Source organism: Micromonospora vinacea, from assembly GCF_015751785.1.
Classification (GTDB): Bacteria; Actinomycetota; Actinomycetes; order Mycobacteriales; family Micromonosporaceae; genus Micromonospora; species Micromonospora vinacea.
In genome coordinates this window covers 194,437-216,498 of record NZ_JADOTY010000001.1, presented here as the reverse complement: position 1 = coordinate 216,498, position 22,062 = coordinate 194,437, and the positions used below count along the sequence as shown (strand labels likewise).

General features: G+C 71.1%; 25 protein-coding genes. 16 read left to right on the top strand and 9 right to left on the bottom strand.

Going from position 1 to position 22,062, the window contains the following annotated elements; translation table 11 throughout:
• Window positions 1–248: 248 nt before the first annotated feature.
• Both IW249_RS00995 and IW249_RS00990 read right to left on the bottom strand, forming a co-directional pair.
• Window positions 249–1,175: an expansin EXLX1 family cellulose-binding protein gene (locus tag IW249_RS00995; RefSeq protein WP_196919038.1), complete on the bottom strand. Its 927-nt coding sequence runs from the start codon at window positions 1,173–1,175 to the stop codon at window positions 249–251.
• A gap of 55 nt (window positions 1,176–1,230) precedes the next feature.
• Window positions 1,231–1,833, bottom strand: coding sequence for a TetR/AcrR family transcriptional regulator (locus tag IW249_RS00990; protein WP_196919037.1), 603 nt, complete (start codon window positions 1,831–1,833; stop codon window positions 1,231–1,233).
• 118 nt (window positions 1,834–1,951) lie between these two features.
• Between IW249_RS00990 and IW249_RS00985 the strand changes: the two genes are divergently transcribed.
• From IW249_RS00985 to IW249_RS00975, 3 genes are all read left to right on the top strand, one after another.
• Window positions 1,952–2,788, top strand: a complete 837-nt coding sequence (locus IW249_RS00985; protein WP_196919036.1) for an SDR family oxidoreductase — start codon at window positions 1,952–1,954, stop codon at window positions 2,786–2,788.
• 156 nt (window positions 2,789–2,944) lie between these two features.
• Window positions 2,945–4,171, top strand: a complete 1,227-nt coding sequence (locus IW249_RS00980) for an epoxide hydrolase family protein (protein WP_196919035.1) — start codon at window positions 2,945–2,947, stop codon at window positions 4,169–4,171.
• Window positions 4,172–5,113 (top strand): redoxin domain-containing protein, encoded by a 942-nt coding sequence (locus IW249_RS00975; RefSeq protein WP_196919034.1) that lies wholly within the window; start codon window positions 4,172–4,174, stop codon window positions 5,111–5,113.
• On the opposite strand, the gene IW249_RS00970 is transcribed toward IW249_RS00975, so the two are convergent.
• Window positions 5,100–5,984, bottom strand: a complete 885-nt coding sequence (locus IW249_RS00970) for a transglutaminase-like domain-containing protein (RefSeq protein ID WP_196919033.1) — start codon at window positions 5,982–5,984, stop codon at window positions 5,100–5,102. The two genes, IW249_RS00975 and IW249_RS00970, sit on opposite strands and share 14 nt — an antisense overlap.
• 66 nt (window positions 5,985–6,050) lie before the next feature.
• Between IW249_RS00970 and IW249_RS00965 the strand changes: the two genes are divergently transcribed.
• Complete coding sequence (locus tag IW249_RS00965) at window positions 6,051–6,647, top strand: GNAT family N-acetyltransferase (RefSeq protein ID WP_196919032.1); 597 nt, start codon at window positions 6,051–6,053, stop codon at window positions 6,645–6,647.
• 25 nt (window positions 6,648–6,672) lie between these two features.
• Window positions 6,673–7,572: a hypothetical protein gene (locus tag IW249_RS00960; protein ID WP_196919031.1), complete on the top strand. Its 900-nt coding sequence runs from the start codon at window positions 6,673–6,675 to the stop codon at window positions 7,570–7,572.
• Between the two features lie 33 nt (window positions 7,573–7,605).
• Here the strand turns inward: IW249_RS00960 and IW249_RS00955 are convergent, their stop codons facing one another.
• Window positions 7,606–7,815, bottom strand: a complete 210-nt coding sequence (locus IW249_RS00955) for a GrpB family protein (RefSeq protein ID WP_196919030.1) — start codon at window positions 7,813–7,815, stop codon at window positions 7,606–7,608.
• Window positions 7,816–7,953: 138 nt separating this feature from the next.
• On the opposite strand from IW249_RS00955, the gene IW249_RS00950 reads away from it, so the two are divergent.
• From IW249_RS00950 to IW249_RS00940, 3 genes are read left to right on the top strand one after another with little or no spacing between them, the layout of a single operon-like run.
• The gene (locus IW249_RS00950; RefSeq protein ID WP_196919029.1) at window positions 7,954–8,826 is read left to right on the top strand and encodes an AraC family transcriptional regulator; all 873 of its coding nucleotides are present in this window, start codon (window positions 7,954–7,956) and stop codon (window positions 8,824–8,826) included.
• Window positions 8,827–8,846: 20 nt separating this feature from the next.
• Window positions 8,847–9,179 carry a PadR family transcriptional regulator gene (locus IW249_RS00945; RefSeq protein WP_196919028.1) on the top strand — a complete coding sequence of 111 codons (333 nt, stop codon included), beginning with the start codon at window positions 8,847–8,849 and terminating at the stop codon, window positions 9,177–9,179.
• Window positions 9,140–10,135 carry a hypothetical protein gene (locus tag IW249_RS00940; protein ID WP_307788481.1) on the top strand — a complete coding sequence of 332 codons (996 nt, stop codon included), beginning with the start codon at window positions 9,140–9,142 and terminating at the stop codon, window positions 10,133–10,135. The genes IW249_RS00945 and IW249_RS00940 overlap by 40 nt, the downstream gene beginning before the upstream one ends.
• Before the next feature lie 3 nt (window positions 10,136–10,138).
• On the opposite strand, the gene IW249_RS00935 is transcribed toward IW249_RS00940, so the two are convergent.
• Both IW249_RS00935 and IW249_RS00930 read right to left on the bottom strand, forming a co-directional pair.
• Window positions 10,139–10,636 (bottom strand): NUDIX hydrolase, encoded by a 498-nt coding sequence (locus tag IW249_RS00935; protein WP_196919027.1) that lies wholly within the window; start codon window positions 10,634–10,636, stop codon window positions 10,139–10,141.
• 46 nt (window positions 10,637–10,682) lie between these two features.
• Window positions 10,683–11,108 carry a hypothetical protein gene (locus IW249_RS00930; RefSeq protein ID WP_196919026.1) on the bottom strand — a complete coding sequence of 142 codons (426 nt, stop codon included), beginning with the start codon at window positions 11,106–11,108 and terminating at the stop codon, window positions 10,683–10,685.
• 232 nt (window positions 11,109–11,340) lie between these two features.
• On the opposite strand from IW249_RS00930, the gene IW249_RS00925 reads away from it, so the two are divergent.
• From IW249_RS00925 to npdG, 4 genes are all read left to right on the top strand, one after another.
• Entirely contained in the window at window positions 11,341–11,544 is a 204-nt protein-coding gene (locus tag IW249_RS00925) for a hypothetical protein (RefSeq protein WP_196919025.1), read from the top strand.
• A gap of 82 nt (window positions 11,545–11,626) precedes the next feature.
• The gene (locus IW249_RS00920; RefSeq protein ID WP_231392367.1) at window positions 11,627–12,505 is read left to right on the top strand and encodes a histone; all 879 of its coding nucleotides are present in this window, start codon (window positions 11,627–11,629) and stop codon (window positions 12,503–12,505) included.
• A gap of 80 nt (window positions 12,506–12,585) precedes the next feature.
• Complete coding sequence (locus IW249_RS00915; RefSeq protein WP_196919024.1) at window positions 12,586–14,016, top strand: RNB domain-containing ribonuclease; 1,431 nt, start codon at window positions 12,586–12,588, stop codon at window positions 14,014–14,016.
• A 112-nt stretch (window positions 14,017–14,128) separates the two neighbouring features.
• Window positions 14,129–14,827: an NADPH-dependent F420 reductase gene (gene npdG, locus IW249_RS00910; protein WP_091409546.1), complete on the top strand. Its 699-nt coding sequence runs from the start codon at window positions 14,129–14,131 to the stop codon at window positions 14,825–14,827.
• 103 nt (window positions 14,828–14,930) lie between these two features.
• Here the strand turns inward: npdG and panB are convergent, their stop codons facing one another.
• Together panB and IW249_RS00900 are read right to left on the bottom strand one after the other, a co-directional pair.
• Window positions 14,931–15,776, bottom strand: a complete 846-nt coding sequence (gene panB / locus IW249_RS00905; RefSeq protein WP_196919023.1) for a 3-methyl-2-oxobutanoate hydroxymethyltransferase — start codon at window positions 15,774–15,776, stop codon at window positions 14,931–14,933.
• Between the two features lie 200 nt (window positions 15,777–15,976).
• Window positions 15,977–17,734 carry an NAD+ synthase gene (locus IW249_RS00900; RefSeq protein WP_196919022.1) on the bottom strand — a complete coding sequence of 586 codons (1,758 nt, stop codon included), beginning with the start codon at window positions 17,732–17,734 and terminating at the stop codon, window positions 15,977–15,979.
• Between the two features lie 285 nt (window positions 17,735–18,019).
• Here IW249_RS00900 and glnA point away from each other — a divergent pair, with 285 nt between their 5' ends.
• The 4 genes from glnA to IW249_RS00880 all read left to right on the top strand — a co-directional run bounded on the left by glnA (window position 18,020) and on the right by IW249_RS00880 (window position 21,176).
• Window positions 18,020–19,369: a type I glutamate--ammonia ligase gene (gene glnA / locus IW249_RS00895; RefSeq protein ID WP_091409557.1), complete on the top strand. Its 1,350-nt coding sequence runs from the start codon at window positions 18,020–18,022 to the stop codon at window positions 19,367–19,369.
• A gap of 89 nt (window positions 19,370–19,458) precedes the next feature.
• The gene (locus tag IW249_RS00890; protein ID WP_196919021.1) at window positions 19,459–19,884 is read left to right on the top strand and encodes a DUF350 domain-containing protein; all 426 of its coding nucleotides are present in this window, start codon (window positions 19,459–19,461) and stop codon (window positions 19,882–19,884) included.
• A gap of 69 nt (window positions 19,885–19,953) precedes the next feature.
• Complete coding sequence (locus tag IW249_RS00885) at window positions 19,954–20,646, top strand: helix-turn-helix transcriptional regulator (protein WP_196919020.1); 693 nt, start codon at window positions 19,954–19,956, stop codon at window positions 20,644–20,646.
• 152 nt (window positions 20,647–20,798) lie between these two features.
• On the top strand, window positions 20,799–21,176 hold the full coding sequence (locus tag IW249_RS00880) for a VOC family protein (protein WP_196919019.1): 378 nt from the start codon (window positions 20,799–20,801) through the stop codon (window positions 21,174–21,176).
• Window positions 21,177–21,460: 284 nt separating this feature from the next.
• Here IW249_RS00880 and IW249_RS00875 read toward each other — a convergent pair whose 3' ends face one another.
• Window positions 21,461–21,925, bottom strand: coding sequence for a hypothetical protein (locus tag IW249_RS00875; RefSeq protein WP_196924571.1), 465 nt, complete (start codon window positions 21,923–21,925; stop codon window positions 21,461–21,463).
• Window positions 21,926–22,062 lie beyond the last annotated feature (137 nt).

The following is a 22,062-nucleotide window of genomic DNA, read 5'->3' as shown; positions in this document are numbered from 1 at the left end:
GGTCAGCGTCGAGCAGCGGCAAGACGTAGGGTGCCGTGGCGTCGGGGTGGAAGTCTTCCGGGCAGGTGCAGACTCCGCAAGGCCGTCCAAGAACTCAGTTTCCTTTCTGTTCCACCAGCGTCTGACCTCGTCGTCGGGTACGTCCTCGACAATCGCGACCAGCCACAGCTCTTCGATCCAGCCATCCACTCGTGCATTGTGCCCGTGGTCGCTGCCGACGGTTACCGCTCGTCGCCGCTGCGGCTCGGTCAGCAGCGAGGGGCGTCCAACGGGGCGGCGCCGGCGAGCGCTTCGACTGTCGCCGTCGGTGCGGCCGATTCGGTCGCGGTCGGCGAGGGCGCAGCGCTGGGGGTCGGCGGGGCCGCGGGTGAGCTGCTGGGTGTGGGGGAGGCGCTGGCGAGGATGGCCGTGCTGCGTTGCACCTGCTTCGTGACCAGGCGGATGCCGGTGGCGGTCGCCTGGCGTCCGTACACGTCGGTGACCCTGATGCTGTAAGGCCCGGGGCCGAGCCCGCCCTCGATGGTCCAGTGGTTGTCGCTCTGCCGGGCGGCCTTGCGGAAACCGCCCGCCGGTCCCTTCGCCTCGACCGAGCGCAGTGGGTTGCCGTGGTTGCCGACCTGCACCGCGAACCAGTATTTCGAGGCGCCGCCTTTGATCCGGAAGGTGAGCCCTCCGTCGAGCGGTGGGTTCACGACCGCCCGGTACGTGACGGGGGCGATGCCCTGCGACCGGTCGGCGATCTTGGTGAACGCCTCGGTGGAGAGGTCGATCTTGCTGGGTCCGCAGCCACCGCACTGGTCCATGACCATGACCCGGACCTTGCCCTTCGGGCCGCTCACCTCCAGATAGCTGCCGCAGGCCGCCGATCCGGAGTACTGGGATGCGCCGAGGGCCACGTAGAGCCGGTCCGCCGGCGGGCCCGGGAACGAGCAGTTGCCACCCGAGCGGCCCGCGTCGTAGAAGCTGGCCTTTCCCTTGTGGACGGTGTTGCCGGTGGGAGGCGCGGCGCAGGCCGGGGTGGAACCGCCGCGTACGGCGAGGGTGATGCCGAGGACGGCGGCCAGGGCGGTGACTCCGGCGCCCGCCAACCAGTGTCTGACCCGTCGACCCGTCCGGGGCGTGCCGTCGTTGCTCGCCGGGATGTCGTTGTCGGGGGCCGCGCCTGGTGCCGTCACGGCGCCTGATGTTGCCGCACCACGCTGCGGCAGCGCAAAGCCGTCCCAGCGATTGTCACTCGCTGGATCGGCGGGGGCGCAGTCCGTTGAGGGCGGTGGCGACGACGAGGTCGGCGTACTCGGCGGTGAGCGGCCCGCTGCGTTGCAGCCAGCGGTTGAGCACGGGCCCCCAGATCATGTCCACCGCCACGCCGAGGTCGACGTCATCGGCGATCTGGCCGGCCCGCTGGGCGCTGCGCAGGCGCTCGCGTTTGGCCTCCTTCAACGGCCCGTCCAACCGTTCGGCGTACGCCGCGGCCAGCTCGGGGTCGTGCGCGATCTCGGTGGCCAGCGCGCGCATCGGCTGCTCGTACCGGGGGTCGTTCATCTCCTCGACAGTGGCGCGCAGCACCACTGTCAGGTCCGCCGCCAGGTCGCCGGTGTCCGGCAGCGTGGGCGGCCCACCCTCGGTGGCCTCGCTGAGCATGAGGAAGGCGTCGAAGATGACAGCGCCCTTCGACGGCCACCAGCGGTAGATGGTCTGTTTGCCGACGCCGGCCCGCGTGGCGATGCCCTCGATGCTGAGCTTCGCGTACCCCGTTTCCTGAAGCAGGTCGAAGGCCGCGGTGAGGATGGCGCGTCGGGAGGTCTCTCTCCGGCGGGCCGTGTTGGGGGTCATGGGCCGAACGATACCAGTTTACGAGACGAACCGTCTCGTCTTGACGGCGGCGGTGTCGCGAGCCTAGTCTCGGTCCATCGCGAGACGGACCGTCTCGTCTTGAAATGAGGAGAAGTACATGCGTACCTGGTTCATCACCGGTGCCAGCCGCGGCCTGGGCCGCGCCTTCGCCGACGCCGCACTCGACCGGGGCGACCGGGTGGTCGCCGCCGCCCGGACCATCGCCCAGGCCGACTTCGACGAGAAGTACGCCGACCGGCTGCTGGCCCTGACCCTCGACGTGACCGACCGGGCGGCGGTCATCGCCGCCGTGGACACCGCCGTCGAGCACTTCGGCCGGCTCGACATCGTCGTCAACAACGCCGGCACCCTGTCCATGGGCATGATCGAGGAGTTCACCGAGGCCGAGGCGCGCGCCCAGTTCGAGGTCAACCTCTTCGGCGCGCTCTGGGTCAGCCAGGCCGTGCTGCCGCACCTGCGCGCGCAACGCTCCGGCCACATCGTGCAGGTCTCCAGCATCGCCGCGCTCGGCGGCTTCCCGAGCACCGGCCTGTACAGCGCGAGCAAGTTCGCCCTGGAGGGCATGAGTGAGGCCCTGGCAATGGAGGCGGCGGCCTTCGACATCACTGTCAGCATGGTGCAGCCGGGCGGATACTGGACCGACCTCTACACCAGCGTGCGCGCCACCACACCGCTGGACGCGTACGCACCACTGCGCGCCGAGTTGGAGCGGCAGTGGGCGGAAGGTTCCATCGACAGCGAACCCCGGCTGGCCGCCGAGGCGCTGCTGCGACTGGTCGACAGCGACGACCCGCCGCTGCGGCTCCTGCTCGGCAGCATGGTGTACGACCTGGCGTTCGACATCGCCCGACGGCGGATGGACACCTGGGCGGGTTGGGAGCAGGTCAGCCGCGCCGCCGAACACGCCGTCGCCGCCCCTGGCCATGACACATGAGAGGGCTGCTCGTATCGCCACGGGCAACCGGCACCGCGTTCTAGGCTCCGAGATATGGCGGCGGCGTGCCCAATCCGTGGCACATAAGTCCGGGCAGTGCCTTCACCCCATGATTTCTCCTCGCGAGGCGCAAACCTAGACGGAGAGGAAACACGCATGGCTGTCAAAACCAAGACTCGTCCGGGCACCACGGAGATTCGGCCGTTCTCGGTCGACATTCCTCAGGCCGACCTCGATGACCTGAAGAGGCGCATCAAGGCCACCCGCTGGCCGGACAAGGAAACGGTGGACGACCAGTCGCAGGGCGTGCCACTCGCGACCATTCAGGCCGTCGCCCGCTATTGGGAGAAGGAGTACGACTGGCGCAAGGTCGAGGCGCGCATGAACTCCGTACCGCAGTTCATGACCACCATCGACGGGGTGGACATCCACTTCATCCATGTGCGCTCGAAGCACGAGGACGCGCTGCCGCTCATCGTCACCCACGGGTGGCCCGGGTCGGTGATCGAGCAGATGAAGATCATCGAGCCGCTCACCGACCCGACGGCGCACGGCGGGAGCCCGTCGGACGCCTTCCACCTGGTGATCCCGTCGCTGCCCGGCCACGGTTTCTCCGGCAAGCCGACCGAGCCGGGGTGGAACCCGCAGAAGATCGCAACCGCCTGGACCGAGCTGATGAAGCGTCTCGGCTACAACCGGTTCGTCGCGCAGGGCGGCGACTGGGGCGCGGTCATCGTCGACCAGATGGGCCTCCAGGCGCCTCCGGAACTGCTCGGCATTCACACCAACATGCCCGGTGCGATCCCACCCGAGATCGACCTGTTGTTCCAGGGCGACACCACCGGCGCGAACAACGCCATGGGCTCGCTGCCATCCGGCCTCTCCGACGACGAAATGCGTGCCGCCGAGGAAGCCAACTACGTTTGGAAGCACGTCGCGTACGCCCTCATGATGGCGACACGTCCGCAGACACTGACCGGGTTGGCGGATTCCCCGGTCGGCCTGGCGGCATTCCTGCTCGACCACGACGCGAAGAGTCTGGCGCTGATCGCTCAGGTCTTCGACGGCGCCAAGGCGGGCCTCACCCGCGACGACATCCTGGACAACATCTCGCTCTACTGGTTGACGAACACCGCGATCTCCGCGTCCCGTCTGTACGCGGAGAACAAACTGTCGTTCTTCGCCGCCAAGGGCGTGAACGTCCCGGTCGCCGTGAGCGTTTTCCCCGACGAGCTGTACGAGGCGCCGCAGAGTTGGGCCGAGCAGGCGTACTCCAACCTCATCTACTACAACAAGCTCGACGTGGGCGGGCACTTCGCGGCCTGGGAACAGCCGAAGATCTTCTCCGAAGAGCTTCGTACCGCGTTCCGGTCGCTGCGCTAGATGGCCGTGCACGTGCCCCCGCTCAACGGGGCGGCCGAGTGGCTCAACTCCGAGCCACTCGGCCCCGCCGACCTGGGTGGGCGCGTCGTCCTGGTCAACTTCTGGACGCTGACCTGCATCAACTGGCTGCGTCAGGAGCCGTACGTGCGTGCCTGGTCGCAGGCCTACCGGGACGACGGGCTGGTCGTCGTCGGGGTGCACACCCCGGAGTTCGGGTTCGAGCACGACGTCGACTGGGTGCGGCAGGCGGTGGCGGCCCGATCGATCGACTACCCGGTGGCGGTCGACAACGACTACGCGATCTGGAGTGCGTTCGACAACCACTACTGGCCGGCGCTCTACTTCGTCGACACCGGCGGCGTGATCCGCGACGAGCACTTCGGCGAGGGACGCTACGAACAGTCCGAACGGGCGCTCCGGCAACTGCTCGGCATCGAGCGGAACCCGGTACCCGTCAAGGGTCTCGGGCCGGAGGCGGAGGCCGACTGGGCCAACCTGCGCACGCCCGAGACGTACCTCGGGTTCAGCCGGGGCGAACACTTCGCGTCGCCGAACGGCCCGGCGCTCGACGAACGCCGCGCCTACCAGGTGCCGGCGAGCCTCGACCTCAACCAGTGGGCGTTGGCGGGGGAGTGGACGATCGGGTCGGAGAACGTCGTGCTCGACCAGGCCGGCGGCGGCATCGCCTTCCGGTTCCACGCCCGCGACGCGCATCTCGTGCTGGCCCCCGGGGCCGGACAGTCGATCCCGTTCCGCATATCGCTCGACGGCGCGGCCCCCGGCCCGTCACGCGGCGTCGACGTCGACGAGGACGGCAACGGCGTGCTTCAGGACGGCCGCCTCTACCAGCTCGTCCGCCAGGACGGCGCGGTCCGGGAGCGGACCCTGGAGATCACGTTCGGCGAGCCCGGCGCCCAGGCCTACGCCTTCACCTTCGGCTGACACGCAGATCGACAGTGTTCACCGTGTCGGAAACGGGTGAAAAGCTCTTCACCTGAGCGCCGGGACGCAGGCGGCTGTCGGTCGCGTACCGGTCGGCGAGCGCCTTCTCCGCGGCCTCGTCGCCGTCGTCGGCTTCGAGCAGCAGGGCGGCGATCTCGTCGGCGAGCGTGAGGTCGGCGTTGGTGAGGTCATCGGTCATCGCGCCGAAGCTGTCCCACAGCAGCAATTCGTCCTTCTGCCGATGGGCCAGCTCGTGCAGGACGTAGTCGTAGATGAACCAGGCGCCGTGGACCGGCACGTCGGGGGCCACGCCGTAGACGTCGGGGTCGATCGTCCCGGCCCGGTACGCCGACCACACCCGCGCTGCCGAGTCGAAGAGCCCTGCCGTCGGGTCGATGTCGTAGCCGTCGAACCGCCAGTCGCCGGCGGGGTCGAGCTCCGGGTCGGCCCAGACCCAGCGGTCGCCGTTCCAGTACTCCATCAGCACGTGATCGTGGTGCCAGCCGGGGGTGAAGTAGGAGGCGAAGCCGACCCGGCTGCGGCTGGGGATGCCGTGCTGACGGAGCACCGCCACCGAGAGCAGCGTGTGGTCCCGGCAGCAGCCGGCCACCCGATCGACGGCCGGACGCTCGGCGGCCAGGGGCAGCGGGAATCGGGACTGGTCGGTGTCGAGGATGCGGTCCACCCAGCGGCAGTTGACCTCCTCCAGCCGGTCGGTGGGCAACTCGACGCCGCCAGCGCGGTAGTGGACGATCACGTTGCGGGCCGTCGCCGCCACGGTTGCGATGTCGGCAGGCACCGCGTCGAGCAGCGCGGCATGCCGACCGGGGTCGCTGTACGGGGAGTGCTGCCGGTAGTCCTCGATGTCCATGCGGCAAGTCTTTGTCCTGCCACCGTGTCAGGGTCAAGACGCTGGCACGAGATATCGTCGACTGTTGTGACAGCGCCCGAGATCACCATTGCCACCCCCACGGACCGCGCCGCGGTTGTCGAAACTCTGGTCGCCGCGTTCGTCAAGGATCCCGTGCTGCGGTCTCTCTTCCCGGACGAGGAGACCTACCCGCGGTACGCCGCCACCTTCTTCGGGCACCTCTTCGACAAGCGGGTGCAGCTGTCCTCGATCTGGACGATCGGTGGCGGCGCGTCGGTCGCCATCTGGGAGCCACCGGCAGGGCAGCCGGCTGACCCGCCGGCTCCCGGGCACGGATCGCCCGACGAGGCGCGATACCCCGCCGACGTGCTGGCCCGCGTCGAGAGCTACAACGAGACCGTGCACGCCGCGCTGCCGACGTTCCCGTTCTGGTATCTCGGCGTCCTGGGCACCCACCCGGAGAGCGCCGGACGCGGTTGGGGCCGTGCCGTCATGCGGGCCGGGCTGGAGCGTGCCGCCGCCGACGGACTGCCGGCGATCCTGGAGACCAGCAACCCGGGCAACATCGAGCTGTACCGCCGCGCCGGCTGGGAGGTGGTGGGCTCCCTGGCAGAGCCCGTGCCCACCTGGATCATGCAGCAGCCACCGCGCCGAGCACTGTGATTTGCCGCCTCCTACGATCGGCGGCGTGCACACCACCCCTTCCAGCCCCATCGACGTGCCACAGGTCTTTCCGGCGGTCGCCCCGTTTGCGCGGACGACCGTTCGGTTGCATCCCCGCCCGGGTGCGCCGACAGCGGAGCAGAGTTCGGTGGGCGGCCCGCTGCTGTGGCCGGCCGACGAAGCCTGGCCGGTGTGCGACGGACCGGAGCCCGGCGACCACTACCTCGACACTCCGGGTGAACCGGCGGCGCCGCTGGTGCCCGTGGTCCAGTTGCTGGCCGAGGACGTGCCCGAGGTGCCGTTCCCGGCCGGCGCGGACGTCCTACAGGTGTTGTGGTGCCCATTCGAGCATGAGCCGTGGACGTCACCTCGCCCCGAACTGCGGTGGCGTCGCCGCGCCGACGTCGGCGCCAGACTTCAGGAAATGCCCGCGCCGGATGTGGAGTCAGATCCATCGCACGTCCCCCACCCCTGTGTGCTCGACCCGGAGCGGATCACCGAGTACCCATCCTGGGACCTCCCGCGTGCCGTCTGGCCGCAGATCGAGGACACGATGAAGCGGGTGGCGCAGGAGACCGGTTGGAGGTACGAAAGCGATCTGGCGGTCGCATCGGGGATCAAGGTCGGCGGTTACCCCGGCTGGACGCAGTCTCCGCACTGGCCGGTCTGCGGGTGCGGCTCGTCCATGGACCATCTGCTGACGGTCGCCAGCTGGGAGTTCAGCCGAGGTGACGAGAAGAGATGGATTCCAGTAGAGGATCGTCCGGCGATGGCCGGTTGGGAGACGGCCACCACCGACGATCACCCGTGGTCGACGATCCAGAACCCCACCGGGCTCATGCTGGGCGACGTCGGCGGCATCTACCTGTTCGTCTGTACGACCTGCCCCACCAGGCCGTTCGACTACCGCTTCGACTGCTCCTGACGAACCCGGCTGGTCGCCGTCGGCGACCCGAGGTCATCCGGCGGCGAAGATGCGTGCGTAGATCTCGTCGATGACGTCGTTCTTCGCCAGGCTGTAGTCGCGGGGTCGGTGCGCCGTGTCCCGCGCGAGGCGGCGCTTGGTCGCGGCGTACCGCTCCCGGTCGTGCGGATGCGCGCGCAGCCAGTCGCGGAAGAGCTGCGTGGAAGCGCTGCACGACGTCCTGCGGATACTCGGCCACGTCAACCTCCTCGGGAAGCAAAGTCCGCCAGGCTACGACACGACGACCGGTGCTGCCGTACCCGACCGATGCGGGCATCGGATGTCGGGTGGGCTGCCGGTCCCGCGACCTAGCGTCGGTACTCGAAAGGGAAGGAGGCCCGGGTGCTGGATCGGCTCAACGAGGCCATGGCGTACATCGAGCGCCACCTCGACCAGAAGATCGAGGTCGCCGAGCTGGCGCGGATCGCGCTGACGTCGGAGTACCACTTCCGGCGGCTGTTCTCCGCACTGGCCGGGATGCCGCTGTCGGAGTACATCCGTCGGCGTCGGCTCACCGTCGCCGGTGCCGACGTGCTGGCGGGGGAGAGGACGCTGCTCGACGTCGCGGTGCGCTACGGCTACGGCTCGGCTGAGGCGTTCGCCCGGGCGTTCCACGCCGTGCACGGCGTGGGGCCCGGAGAAGCCCGGCGTACGGGGGCAGCGTTGCGCGCCCAGCCCCGGATGTCCTTCCGACTCACAGTCGAAGGGAGCGGCAGCATGGAGTACCGGATCGTCGACAAGGACGCGTTCGCGCTGGTGGGGCGCAAGGCCAGGGTCCCGCTGGTGCACGAGGGGATGAACCCGGCGATCGTCGCGTTCATCCGGAGCATCGACAAGGAGACGACCGAGCGGATCGAGGCGCTCTCCGATCAGGAGCCGAAGGGGATCGTCAACGTCAGTGACAACCTCGCCGACAGCCGGCAGGAGGGCACCGAGCTGGACTACTGGCACGGGGTGGTGACCAGCGCCGCGCCGCCGGAGGACCTGGACGCGCTGCCGGTGCAGGCCGGGTCGTGGGCGGTGTTCAGCACATCTGGTGCGTTTCCGCAGGCGGTGCAGTACCTGTGGCGTGACGTGTTCACCCAGTGGTTTCCGTCCAACCCGTACCGCAGCCGACCTGGACCGGAGATCTCCCGGGTCCGGGTGTCGGCGGACGGCACCCAGGCGGACGCCGAGCTGTGGATTCCCGTCGAACGGGTACCCACCCCTATGTAGAGTTCCGATACAGTAGTCGGATGCGGATGACCATTCCGGTCGCGAAGGTGCTCGCGGCGCTGCTCGCCGAGCCCGACGAGCAGCGCTACGGGCTCGACCTGATGCGATTGACCGGCCTGCCCAGCGGCACCCTCTACCCGGTGCTGCACCGGTTGCAGGGGGCCGGCTGGCTGGCCGCCGACTGGGAGACGATCGACCCCGTCGCGGCCGGCCGGCCGGCCCGCCGCTACTACCGCCTCACCGCCGAAGGAGTGACGCGGGCCCGCCAGGCGCTCGCCGACCTGCGGGCCGCGATCCCCGACAGTCGTCCATCGTGGGGTGGCACCGAGCCCACCGGGGCGCCGGCGTGGTGACCCGCCGGGCCGCCGAACTGCTGTTGGAGTTGGCCGCGCGCCGCTGGCCCGCCGAGGTTCGCGACGACCTGCGCCGCGAGTGGACCGCCGAGCTGCACGTGCTCGCCGAGAGCGGTCACCGGACGAGGATGCTGGGCTTCGCGGTCAGCCTGGCCGTCAGTCGTGCCGGTGCCCCGATCGTCGACCGCCGCCTGATGCGCGGTCGGGTCGGCCGCACCGCCGCCGCACTCCTGCTGTCCCCGCTCGCCTGTGTCGGGATCGTGCTCGTCAGTGCGTACGCCCTCATGCCGATCGAGCGCATGGTGACCCAGGACTGGTACGAGCGGTTGCAGAAGCCGATCTGGACGGCGCTCACCGTCGGGCTGGCGGTGCTGCTGGCGGTGTTCGCCGCGCGCTGGGCCCGGCACACAGCACTCGACGGCCCGCTACGCATCGCGCTCGGCGTGGTGCTTCCCGTCGGCGTGACCGCTGTCGTGTTCCTGTCAGCCATCTCCCCGGACGACCTGGTCACCTTCGTACCCGGGCTGCTGCTCTGGTTGGCCGGCCTGACGCTGGCCCTCTGGGCCGCGGCAAGCCTCGCAGGCCGGAATCGACTCCGCGCAGCCTGGTGGGTGGGCGTCCTCGGCGCACTCGCCGCCGCCGACCTCGCGGTGATTCTCGCTGTCGTCGACGTCGTCGCGGCGGGCGGTCGCGCCGGCCCGGTCAGCAGTCCGACGCCATTGGGCGGCGTCGACTGGATCTCCTCACCGCTGTGGCTCCTCGCCACCTGGACGGAATGGAACATCAGCCTGCCCCGGCCCACCATCTCATGGGAGATCTTCCACATCGTCACCAACGAGGTGCGGACGGAACCCATGCTCTACCTGGCCTGCATGCCGTACGCGCTCGCGTACAGCATCCGGGCGGCCCGGTCGGCGCCCGCCGCCCCCGTCGCCCTCGCGCCGACCCCGGTGTGAACCTCAGTCGGGTACGTCGTCCCAGGTCGTACCCGGCTCCAGGTAACCGGTCAGCTGGTTCTCCCGCAGCGCGTACGCGATGACCAGCAGGGCGTGCTTGTCCAGCTCGGGCAGCCGGTCCAGCGGGAACCACCGCACGGCCAGCGACTCGTCGTCGTTGACCCGGGCAGTGCCGGCCACCAGCCGGCACAGGAACCCCAGGTTCAGGTACTCGCAGCGGTCCCCGTTCGGGTACGTGTGCGGGTGCGACACGGCGCTGGACATCCGTACCGGGGCGACGTCCAGGCCCGTCTCCTCGCGCACCTCGCGGACCAGTGCGGTGGCCGGCTGCTCGCCGGGCTCGACGAAACCGCTGATGACCGACCAGCGCCCGTCGTCGGCGCGCTGGCCGAGCAACAGTTCCCCGGCGTCGTTGCGGACCACCGCGCTGACGCTCGGCAGCCAGAGCAGGTCGTGACCGACGTGCTTGCGCAACCCCACGATGTAGTCCGGTGTCGCCATCCGATGATCATAGGCCGCGCGACCCGCCGGACAGCGGTCACGCGGGTCAGCGGACGATCCGCACCACCTGTTCGGCGCGGACCTCTTCGCAGTTCGCACCCGGGCAGGCGTAGACCACCATCAGCAGCAGTGCCTCGCCGGTGTGGAACGGGGCGCCGGCGACGTCGGCCGGGATCAGCACGGACAGTGGTTGCGACTGCCCGGTGCAGTCCCAGAGGCGCCACTCCGGCACGGAACCGTTGGCGATGCGGTTCCCGGCGGCCTGGGTGATCGTGCCGCGCAGGTCCGCGTAGGAGCCCTCGTCGCAGGTCACCACGAAGTCCAGGCGCACACCGGCGCCCTTGGCGACCAGGGTCACCGACTTGATCTTGAGGGTGGGGGCGGCGGCGGCAGCTGGTGCCGCACCGACGAGCACGAGCAGTGGCAGAACGAGGGCCAGGATCATGGCGGGCAGGCGGCGGGTACGTGGCATCGCAGGGCTCCGTCTCCGGTGGCCCCGCCCAGGGTGGACGGAGGATGACCGCCTCTCATCATCGATCCCGGTCACTGGCCCGGTCAATTGTCGGAGTGTTCGGAAAAACTCCCGAGCTGGGCTTTCTTTGCGGTTTCGGCCCGCAGCGGGGAATGCATATCTACTGTGGAGATCGTCGGCGACTTGTGCGATCCGGTGGCGGCCGGCCGGTTCGCGGTGCACAGTGATTCCCATGAGCGACAGCGAACGTGGTGGGCAGTTCTACTGGTGCACCCGGCATCACCGGGTCGAGACGGACGCCAACGTGTGTCCGGCGAAACATGTTCTCGGCCCGTACGACTCGGCGGCCGACGCGGAGAACGCCCTGCAACGCGTGCAGGAGCGGAACGAGGCGTGGGATGCCGAGGACGCTCGTTGGGCCGGGGAGGACAGATAGGCGGCGCGGGACGGCTCGCGCCGAGGTATTTCGTGCTCCGCGAGGACGCACGCGAGAGCACGCCCCCGAGGAGGGAACCACGATGGCCGAAGCACAGCAGGCCACCAAGCGCCCGGCCGCCCGACGCACCACCGCGAAGAAGACCGCCGCGGCGGAGCGGAACACGGCGGCGAGCCGGACCACCCCCGTGCGCAAGTCCACCACGGCAGCCGCGAAGGCACCGGCCCGCAAGGCCGCCGGCGGGGCGGGCCGCGCCCCGGCCAGGAAGACCACCACGGCGGCCACGAAGGCCCCCGCGAAGAAGGCCACGACCAAGACCACCGCCGCGGCCAAGAAGGCCCCCGCGAAGACCTCGACCGCCACCCGCAAGACGACCGCCACCGCCAAGCGGGCCCCGGCGTCCACGGCGCGCAAGACCACCGCCGCCGCGAAGAAGACAACGGGTACGGCGAAGAAGACGGTGAGCGCGGCGAAGAAGACCACCGCCAGCGCGGCGAAGAAGACCACTACCGCGGCGAAGGCCCCGGCGCGCAAGACCACCACCGCGGCGAAGGCCCCGGCGCGCAAGACCACCACCGCGGCGAAGGCATCGACGCGCAAGACCACCACCGCGGCGAAGGCTCCGGCGCGGAAGGTGGCGACCAAGGCGTCCGCCGCCAAGAAGACAACGGCGAAGAAGACGACCGCCAAGAAGGCGCCGGCGAAGAAGACAGCGTCCACCCGCCCCAGCGGCGGTGCGCGCAAGGCCCCGGCCAAGAAGGCCCCGGCCGCGAAGGCGACGGGCACCTCGTCGACCACCGCCCGCAAGGCGGCGGCGAAGAAGGCCCCGGCGAAGAAGACCGTCGCGGCCAAGGCGCCGGCCCGCAAGGTGACAGCCCGCAAGTCACCCGCCCGCCCGGTCGCCGCCCGAGCCACCGCCCCCAGGGGGGCCCGCAGCGCCGCCCGGAAAGCGACCGGCTGAGCGCGGACCATCCCCGCACCGGGCGGATTTCCGGCCGGTCACCGGAAGCGGATCACCCGTGACGCTGTCAGGATTGACCCGTGGTCATCCGACGCGTACTCGCGCCCCGCATCGACTTCGGCGCGTTGCGCCGCGAGCTCGGCCTGTCCGAGGAGTTCCCGGCCGACGCCCAGCGTGAAGCCGACGAGGCGGCTGCGGCACCGCCGCAGCCGCCCGTCGACCGCACCGACATACAGTTCGTCACTCTCGACCCCGCCACCTCGCGGGACCTGGACCAGGCGATGCACCTCACCCGCCGCCCGGGTGGGGGCTACCGCGTGCGGTACGCGATCGCCGACGTCGCCGCGCACGTCACCCCCGGTGACGCGTTGGAGGCGGAGACCTGGCGGCGGGGGCAGACCATCTACCTGCCCGACGGCAACGTGCCGCTGCACCCGCGCACCCTCAGCGAGGGTGCTGCCAGCCTGCTGCCCGACGACGACCGGGCCGCTGTGGTCTGGACCATCGACCTGGACGCCGACGGCGGCACCGTGGCCGTCGAGCTGGAACGCGCCCTCGTCCGCAGCCGCGCCAAGCTCGACTACACAGGCGTGCAGGCGGCAGCCGGGGCCGGGCGGCTACCCGACCCGATTGCGCTGCTGCCGGAGATCGGCGACCGACTGACCGCCCGTGGGCTGCGCCGGGGCGCCATCAACCTGCCGCTGCCCGAGCAGGATCTGGAGCCCGACGGTGACGGCTGGCGGTTGGTGCTGCGCGCGCCGGTGCCCATGGAAGAGCACAACGCGCAGATCTCCCTGCTGACCGGCATGGCCGCCGCCGACATCATGCTGGCCGGGCGGGTGGGCCTGCTGCGGACGATGCCGGCGCCCAAGCCGGAGGCGGTGCAGCGGCTGCGGGCCGCCGCCGCGCCACTGGGCGTGCACTGGCCGGACGACGTGGGCCCGGGGCAGGTCATCGCCGGTCTGGACGCCGCCCAGCCACGCGCCGCCGCGTTCATCGACCAGGCGGCCGAGCTGATGCGCGGTGCCGCGTACACCGCCTTCGACGGGGAGCTGCCGGAGCAGCCGGAACATGGCGGCGTGGCGGCCGCGTACGCGCACGTGACGGCCCCGCTGCGGCGGCTGGCCGACCGGTACGCCACCGAGGTCTGCCTGGCTCTGCACACGGGCCAGCCGGTGCCCGACTGGGCCCGCGCCGCGCTGCCCCGGCTGCCCGAGGTGATGGCGAGCACCGACCGGACCGCCTCGGCGGCCGCTCGTGGCGCCGTCGAGTTGGCCGAGGCGGCGGTGCTGGAGCATCGGGTGGGCGAGACCTTCGACGCGGCCGTCCTCGACGTCGACGCCCCGCCCAACGGCAAGTCCCGGCCCCGACCGCCCGGCGGCACCGTCGCGCTGGACGCCCCGCCGGTACGCGCCCGCTGCCTCGGCCAACTGCCGCTCGGCGAACGGGTCCGGGTCCGTCTGGTCACCGCCGACCCGGCGGCCCGGACCGTCCTGTTCGAGCTGGCCTGACCGGGCCGCCGGTCCTCGCCGCAGCTCTCGCCGGCGTGGTCGGTGACGGCAGCGGGGATTCTCACAGCGCTCGGCGCTGCTGACCTACCGAGTGGTTTGCGAGGATGAGGCCATGGCATACGACGCGAGCACGCTGCCCGACGTGTCCGGGCTGACGGTCGGCATCATCGGCGGCACCGGCGACCAGGGGCGGGGCCTCGCCTACCGGTTCGCGCGGGCCGGCCAGACGGTGCTGATCGGGTCCCGGTCGGCTGAGCGGGCCGCCGAGTCCGCCGCCGAGATCGCCGCCCTGCCCGGGGTGCCGGCCGGTGGCAGCGTCACCGGCGCGGCCAACGACGAGGTGGCCCGACGCAGCGACGTGGTGATCATCGCGGTGCCGTGGGACGGGCACGCCGCCACCGTCGCCGCCCTCGCCGAGCCGCTCGCCGGTCGGATCGTCGTCGACTGCGTCAACCCGCTCGGCTTCGACAAGCAGGGCCCGTACGCGCTGACCGTCGCCGAGGGCAGCGCCGTGCAGCAGGCCGCCGCGTTGCTGCCCGACTCCCGGGTCTGCGCGGCGTTCAACCACGTCAGCGCTCCGCTGCTGGCCGACCCCGAGGTCGACCGGATCGACCTGGACGTGCTGATCTGCACCGAGGACCGTGAGCTGGTCGACATCGTCGGCGCGCTCGCCGCCCGGATCCCCGGGATGCGGGGCATCTACGCCGGCCGGTTGCGCAACGCGCACCAGATCGAGGCGTTCACCGCGAACCTGATCGCCATCAACAAGCGCTACAAGGCGCACGCCGGCATCCGCGTCACCGACCTCTGACCCGAGCGGCCTGATCCACTCCGGTTCCATGACGTCGCGGTGTCCCGGTTGCCCGGGACACCGCGACTGTGGCAAACCCGAGTGGATCAGGCCGTACTCGGTATTAGAAGGTGTGTTCGGCGGCCGGGAACTCGCCGCCGCGGACCTCGTCGGCGAAACGGCGGGTGGCGTCGGTGAGAGCGCCGGCCAGATCCGCGTACCGCTTGACGAAGCGGGGAGCCTTGCCGGTTCGCAGCCCCGCCATGTCCTGCCAGACCAGCACCTGCGCGTCGGTGTCCGGGCCCGCGCCGATGCCCACAGTGGGGATCGACAGTTCGTGGGTGATCCGCTTGGCCACCTCGCCGGGCACCATCTCCAGCACCACAGCGAACGCGCCCGCCTCGGCCACCGCCCGTGCGTCGGCCAGCACCTCGTCGGCGGCGTCGCCGCGACCCTGCACGCGGTAGCCGCCCAGTGTGTGTTCGCTCTGCGGCGTGAAACCGATGTGCGCCATCACCGGAATGCCGGCGCCGACGATCGCGGCGATCTGCGCGGCGTTGCGGCGGCCACCCTCCAGCTTCACCGCGTGACAGCCACCCTCCTTCATGAACCGGACGGCGGTCCGCAGCGCCTGGGCCGGGCCCTCCTCGTACGAGCCGAACGGCAGGTCACCGACGACCAGCGCCTGCCGGGTCGCCCGCACCACCGCCCGGACCAGCGGAAGCAGCTCGTCGGCGGTGATCGGCAGGGTGGTCTCGTAGCCGAACACGTTGTTCGCGGCCGAGTCGCCGACCAGCAGCACCGGCACACCGGCCTGGTCGAAGATCGAGGCCGTGTACTGGTCGTACGAGGTGAGCATCGGCCAGCGCTCGCCGCGCTCCTTGGCGGCCATCAGGTCGCGGGTGCGGACCCGCCGGGTGGCCGGGCCGCCGTACAACGCGGTCACCTCGTGCGGAGTGGACTCCACCATCTCTGTCTCCCTTCCTCGAGGCCGCCTGCGCGGTCCCCGGGTTCCGTCGCGATCGTCGCACCGCGAGACGGGCTGACGGCAGGGCCCAGTGCAAGATGTCACTCCACCAGCGCCGGGCCGCCCTGCGAGGCCACCCGAAACCGCGCCGCGAGGTCGGGCGCCGGGCCGTGCCACCGGCCCGGCACCCCCATGGGTACGGCTCAGCCGTGCTCGCGCCACCGGTTGGTGATCGGCAGACGGCGGTCCCGACCGAACGCCTTCATGGAGATCTTCGTGCCCGGCGCCGACTGCCGTCGCTTGTACTCGGCGGTATCCACCAGCCGCAGCACCTTGTCCACGATCGCCGGGTCGTGACCCGACTCGACCAGCCCGTCGCGGCCGAGGTCGCCGTCGACGTAGCCGATCAGGATCGGGTCCAGGACGTCGTAGTCGGGCAGGCTGTCGCTGTCGAGCTGGCCCGGGCTCAGCTCGGCGCTCGGCGGCTTGCCGATCGAGTTCTCCGGAATCGGGGCGGTCTCACCGCGCCGGGCCGCGTCCCTGTTACGCCACTTCGCGAGCCGCCAGATCAGCGTCTTCCAGACGTCCTTGACCGGGTTGAAGCCGCCCACCGAGTCGCCGTACAGGGTGGAGTAGCCGACCGCCAGCTCACTCTTGTTGCCGGTGGTCAGCACCAGGTGGCCCTCCTGGTTCGACAGCGCCATCAGGATCACGCCACGGACCCGGGCCTGCAGGTTCTCCACTGCCACGCCGGACAGCGACAGGTTGGCCAGGAAGCCGTCGACCATCGGCTGGATCGGCTCGACGCGGTAGTCCAGGCCGGTGCGCTTGGCCAGGTCGGCGGCGTCCTCCCGGGAGTGCTCCGAGGAGTGCTGGCTGGGCAGCGACACCCCGACCACCCGGTCCGGACCGAGCGCGTCGACGGCGAGCGCGGCCACCACCGCCGAGTCGATGCCGCCGGAGAGACCGAGCACCACCGACGGGAACCGGTTCTTGTTGACGTAGTCGCGCAGGCCCAACACCAGCGCCTGCCACACCTCGGCCTCGTCGGCCACCGGCTCGATCAGCCCGCCGGTGGCGGCCGGGCCGGACGGCGTGGGCGGAACGCCGTCCAGCGTGCTGTGCACGATCCGCATGCCGTCGGCCACCGTCTCGGTGGTCGGCGGGGTGGCGGCGGCCGGCAGCTCGACGTCGTGCACCAGCAGGTGCTCGACGAACTGCGGGGCCCGGCTGAGCAGCTCACCGTCGGCGGTCACGATCATCGAGTCGCCCTCGAAGACCAGTTCGTCCTGGCCGCCGACCATGTTGACGTACGCGATGGCGGCGCCCGCCTCGGCGGCCCGGCGGCGGACCAGCGGCAGCCGGATGTCGTCCTTGTTCAGCTCGTACGGCGAGCCGTTGATGTTGACGACCAGGCCGACGCCGGCCCTCCGGGCGGCGGCGAACGGACCGCCGGCCTGCCACAGGTCCTCGCAGATGGTCAGCGCGACGTCCACGCCGCCGATCCGCACCACCGTCAGTTCGTCACCGGAGACGAAGTACCGGTCCTCGTCGAAGACCCCGTAGTTGGGCAGGTGGTGCTTGAAGTAGCGGGCGGCCACCACGCCCTGGTGCAGCAGCGCGGCGGCGTTGCGGGCACCCCGGCCCGGCTCAGCGTCCCCGCTGACCTGCGGCGGGCCGTCGGCGTCCAGGTAGCCGACCACCACCGGCAACTCGCCGAGACCATCGGCGGCCAGGTCCGCGGCCAGCCGCTCCACGGCGGCCCGGGACGCGGCCACGAAGGAACGCCGGAAGACCAGATCCTCGACCGGGTACCCGGTCAGCATCATCTCCGGAAAGAGCACCAGCTGGGCACCGGCATCGGCGGCCTGGCGAGTCCAGCTGCGGACCAGGTCGGCGTTTCCGGCGAGGTCGCCGACGCTCGGGTTGACCTGGGACAGGGCGAGACGCAGGGTGGGCATGCCTTCATCTTGCCCCAGCCTCCGCGCGACAATCCGCACCCTCGGACGAGATTGCCGCCACCTGCCGCGACGGGCGCCCGCGAGGCCGCGGCGGCAGGAGCCCGGCCGTCACGGCGGCCGGGGCGGGTGGCACGGCCGGGGCCCGCGCTCGCCGGGCGGGACACGAGGGGACGGCCGGCGGCAGTTCGCGTAACGTCTGCGTAACCAGGCCCGGGAACACTGGGCGATCAGGTCGGGTACAGCCCGGCCAAGGCGGACAAAAGAGTGTCGCGAGGGGTTGGGGAAGTGGACCGTCAGCAGGAGTTCGTCCTCCGCACGCTGGAAGAGCGGGACATCCGGTTCGTCCGGCTGTGGTTCACCGACGTTCTGGGCACGCTCAAGAGCGTTTCGGTGGCACCCGCCGAGCTCGAGGCGGCCTTCGAGGAAGGCATCGGCTTCGACGGCTCGGCGATCGAGGGCTTCGCCCGGGTCTTCGAATCGGACATGGTGGCCATGCCCGACCCGACCACCTTCCAGGTCTTCCCCTTCGAAGGCGGCGTCAGCGGCGAGAGCGCCCGGATGTTCTGCGACATCCTGCTGCCCGACGGCGGCCCGTCCTGGGCCGACCCCCGGCACGTGCTGCGCCGCGCGCTGTCCAAGGCGGCCGAGAAGGGCTTCACCTTCTACACCCACCCCGAGATCGAGTTCTTCCTGCTGGAGAACGGTCCGCAGGACGGCTCGGTGCCCACCCCGGTCGACACCGGCGGCTACTTCGAGCACACCACCCATGCCGTGGCCCGGGACTTCCGCCGCCAGGGCGTGCTGGCGCTGGAACGGATCGGCATCTCGGTGGAGTTCAGCCACCACGAGGTCGCGCCCGGCCAGCAGGAGATCGACCTGCGCTACGCCGACGCGCTGACCACCGCCGACAACATCATGACCTTCCGGCACGTGGTCAAGGAGGTCGCGCTCTCCACCGGTGTGCAGGCCAGCTTCATGCCGAAGCCGTTCACCGACCAGCCGGGCAGCGGGATGCACACCCACCTGTCACTGTTCGAGGGGGAGCGCAACGCCTTCCACGACAGCGGCGACCCGATGAAGCTGTCCAAGGTGGCGAAGTCCTTCATCGCCGGTCTGCTGGTGCACGCCCGCGAGTACACGGCGGTCACCAACCAGTGGGTCAACTCGTACAAGCGACTCTTCCCGCAGCACCTGCCCGACCGGATCACCGAGAGCCCGGCGTACGTCTGCTGGGGTCACCTCAACCGGTCCGCGCTGGTCCGGGTTCCCGCCTACGGCAAGCCCAACTCGGCCCGCGTCGAGGTCCGCTCGCTGGACTCGGCGGCCAACCCGTACCTCGCCTTCGCGGTGCTGCTCGGCGCCGGCCTCAAGGGCATCGAGGAGGGGTACGAGCTGCCGCCGGGCGCCGAGGACGACGTCTGGTCGCTGACCAGCGCGGAGCGCCGTGCCATGGGCTACGAGGCGCTCCCGGAGAACCTCGCCGAGGCGATCGACGTGATGGCCGGCTCCGAACTGGTCGCCGAGGTGCTCGGCGAGCACGTCTTCGACTTCTTCCTGCGCAACAAGCGGGCCGAGTGGGAGCAGTACCGCCGCGAGGTCACCCCGTACGAGCGGCAGCGCTACCTGGCGCTGTAGACGTCGGGGCTGACGCGATTGCGCGCTGCCGCTATCGTCTCGATCACCGCGCCGGTACCCCCTCCGGGCGGAGAGTCGGGAGGCAGTCGGTGCTGGAGGATCTGCTCAGCGGTGCCTGGCAGAGCGTCGTGTTCGGGATCGTCGGCGTCGGGCTCATGGCCGCCGGCTTCGGGCTCGTCGACCTGCTCACCCCGGGCCGGCTACGCGACCTGATCTGGGTCGACCGCAACGCCAACGCCGGGTTGCTGCTCGCCGCCAACCAGCTCGGCATCGCCGGGATCGTCTTCACCGCGATCCTCACCAGCTACAGCGACTTCGGGAAGGGGCTCGCCTCCACCGTGGTCTTCGGGCTGGTCGGGTTGGCGATCATGGCGTTGGCCTTCGTGGTGCTGGACCTGCTCACCCCCGGCAAGCTCGGCGAGGTCATCTGCTCGCCCGAACCGCACCCGGCCGCCCGGGTCAGCGCCGCCACCCACTTCGGGGCAGCGCTGATCGTCTGCGCCTGCATCGCCTGAGGCAGCTGCCCGCGCCGCCGTGCGGGCGGGCGCTGGAGGGCGTCGTACCCCGGTCGTAACGTGCCGGGCATGAACCGCACGGATCGCCTCTACGCGCTGGTCGAGGAGCTGCGGGCGGTGTCACCACGGCCGCGCAGCGCCCGCTGGCTGGCCGCGCGCTTCGAGGTGAGCAGCCGGACCATCGAACGGGACCTCGGCGCGTTGCAGGAGGCCGGGGTGCCGATCTGGGCCGAGCCCGGGCGCACCGGTGGCTACGTCCTGGACCGCGCCCGCACCCTGCCGCCGGTCAACCTGACCGCCGCCGAGGCGGTGGCCATGGCAGTGGCGCTGCACCGGCTCGCCGGCTCTCCGTTCGCCGGACCGGCCGCCACCGCGCTGCGCAAGCTGGTGGCGGTGCTGCCGGCAGCCGACGCCGCCGAGGCACACCGTCTCGCCGGCCGGGTGCACCTGATCGGCGACGGGCCGGCCACGCCCGTCCCGGCCACCGTCGCCGACGCGGTCGCCGCGCGGCGGGTGCTCCGCATCCGGTACGCCGACCGCGCCGACGCCGACTCGACCCGGGACGTCGAACCGCTCGGCTACCTCGGCAACTCCCGACACTGGTACCTGGTGGCCTGGTGCCGTCTGCGCGACGAACTGCGGTGCTTCCGCACCGACCGGATCCGGAGCGTCCGGGTGCTGCCCGACGTGGTGCTCCGGGAGCTACGCCTGACGGATCTCGACATCCCGCACGAACGGGTTCGCCCGCTGAGCCTGGTCTGAACCGGGCTGGGCGCGGCGGGCCCGGGCGGGTCTCGTCGCTGGAAACCCCGCCGGGTGATCCGGAAACACCGACAGGACGTTGTCGCCAACGGCCCCGAGACTGCTCCAGACGACGGCCGAACGGCCGGCACGGAAATTTCTGGAGGCAGTAGATGTCGAGGTCCACCACGCCCATCACCTGGTTCGAGATCGGCACCGATCGGCCCGAGGACGCGGAGCGGTTCTACGGGGAGTTGTTCGGCTGGACCTTCGAGGAGCAGGGCTCGACCAACGGCGGGTCCTACCGCGTGACCGGGGCCGGCGGCGACAGCGGGATCGGCGGGGCGATCCGGGCGACCGACGGGACGGCACCGAACTACGCGGTGTTCTACGCCGAAGTCGCCGACGTCGCGGAGACCTGCCGACAGGCCGAAGCGGCCGGCGGCCGGGTGCTGGTGCCAGCGCGTACCGCACCGAGCGGTCTCAGGTTGGCCCACCTCCTCGACCCGGCCGGCAACCACCTGGGCGTGTTCACGCCCCCACCCGCATAGCCCCGGTGATCGACTCGGTTTTCATGATGTCGCGGGGTTCGATCGCCCGGGACACCGCGACTTCCTGGAAACCGAGTGGATCAAGCTGCGGCAGGCCCGAGCCGGCCCCGACCGACAGGGCGGACCGGGGCCGACGGGGGCCTATCGAGGCCGGCCGGGTCCGCCCGGGGCGTACCGAGGCCGGCCGGGTCCGCCCTGGGCGTACCGAGGGCGGCCGGGTCCGCCCGGGCGTACCGAGGGCGGCCCCGGCCTGCCGGCGCCTGTCGCGGCCGGACCTACCGGAACTACTTGCCGGGCGTACCAGCGCCGTGGTGACCGCCGGGGCCGCGGTGGCCGCCGGGGCCGGGGAAGACGCCGGCCTCGACGGCCTTGGTGATCGCGTCGGCCTGCTCCTGGGTGAGCTTGCCGTCCTTGACGGCCTGGTCCAGGCGCTGCTTGAGCGCGGCCTGCCGGTCCTCGGCGGACGGGCGCTGCGGTCGGTCGGTCGGGCGGTGCTGCTCGCGGATCTTCTCCAGTGCGGCGGTCACCTTGTCGGTGGGCACGCCCAGCTCCTTGGCGAGCGCCTCGGCGAACTCGCCCTGCCGGTCGGCCTTCGCGCCGGGAGCCGTGCCCGGGGCCGGGGCGGTGCTGGCGCTCGGTGTCGGAGTGTCGGCAGCGAACGCGATCGTCGGGGCCGCGATCCCGACGCCGAGGACGCCGGCGGTGGCCAGACCGGCCAGCAGGTGCTTCCTACGGATGGTGCGGGACATGCTGTCCTCCAGAGGTTCGGTCATCCTGCGCTGTCGTAACCGACAGTGACCGGGCTGTCTGGGCGGAAGCCGTGGCGACCCTGTCAGCGAGCTGGCAATCCTGGGTGGCGGTGGCTGAAATCGGTTGTTCGTCGCTG

What these genes read in the sequence shown, in the direction of transcription:
- IW249_RS00945 (WP_196919028.1), top strand. Translation starts at nt 8,847, where the DNA reads ATGCGGATGACCATTCCGGTCGCGAAGGTGCTCGCGGCGCTGCTCGCC.
- npdG (WP_091409546.1), top strand. Translation starts at nt 14,129, where the DNA reads ATGGCATACGACGCGAGCACGCTGCCCGACGTGTCCGGGCTGACGGTC.
- IW249_RS00875 (WP_196924571.1), bottom strand. Translation starts at nt 21,925, where the DNA reads ATGTCCCGCACCATCCGTAGGAAGCACCTGCTGGCCGGTCTGGCCACC.
- IW249_RS00900 (WP_196919022.1), bottom strand. Translation starts at nt 17,734, where the DNA reads ATGCCCACCCTGCGTCTCGCCCTGTCCCAGGTCAACCCGAGCGTCGGC.
- IW249_RS00935 (WP_196919027.1), bottom strand. Translation starts at nt 10,636, where the DNA reads ATGGCGACACCGGACTACATCGTGGGGTTGCGCAAGCACGTCGGTCAC.
- IW249_RS00990 (WP_196919037.1), bottom strand. Translation starts at nt 1,833, where the DNA reads ATGACCCCCAACACGGCCCGCCGGAGAGAGACCTCCCGACGCGCCATC.
- IW249_RS00880 (WP_196919019.1), top strand. Translation starts at nt 20,799, where the DNA reads ATGTCGAGGTCCACCACGCCCATCACCTGGTTCGAGATCGGCACCGAT.
- IW249_RS00975 (WP_196919034.1), top strand. Translation starts at nt 4,172, where the DNA reads ATGGCCGTGCACGTGCCCCCGCTCAACGGGGCGGCCGAGTGGCTCAAC.
- IW249_RS00920 (WP_231392367.1), top strand. Translation starts at nt 11,627, where the DNA reads ATGGCCGAAGCACAGCAGGCCACCAAGCGCCCGGCCGCCCGACGCACC.
- panB (WP_196919023.1), bottom strand. Translation starts at nt 15,776, where the DNA reads ATGGTGGAGTCCACTCCGCACGAGGTGACCGCGTTGTACGGCGGCCCG.
- IW249_RS00925 (WP_196919025.1), top strand. Translation starts at nt 11,341, where the DNA reads ATGAGCGACAGCGAACGTGGTGGGCAGTTCTACTGGTGCACCCGGCAT.
- IW249_RS00885 (WP_196919020.1), top strand. Translation starts at nt 19,954, where the DNA reads ATGAACCGCACGGATCGCCTCTACGCGCTGGTCGAGGAGCTGCGGGCG.
- IW249_RS00970 (WP_196919033.1), bottom strand. Translation starts at nt 5,984, where the DNA reads ATGGACATCGAGGACTACCGGCAGCACTCCCCGTACAGCGACCCCGGT.
- IW249_RS00985 (WP_196919036.1), top strand. Translation starts at nt 1,952, where the DNA reads ATGCGTACCTGGTTCATCACCGGTGCCAGCCGCGGCCTGGGCCGCGCC.
- IW249_RS00980 (WP_196919035.1), top strand. Translation starts at nt 2,945, where the DNA reads ATGGCTGTCAAAACCAAGACTCGTCCGGGCACCACGGAGATTCGGCCG.
- IW249_RS00930 (WP_196919026.1), bottom strand. Translation starts at nt 11,108, where the DNA reads ATGCCACGTACCCGCCGCCTGCCCGCCATGATCCTGGCCCTCGTTCTG.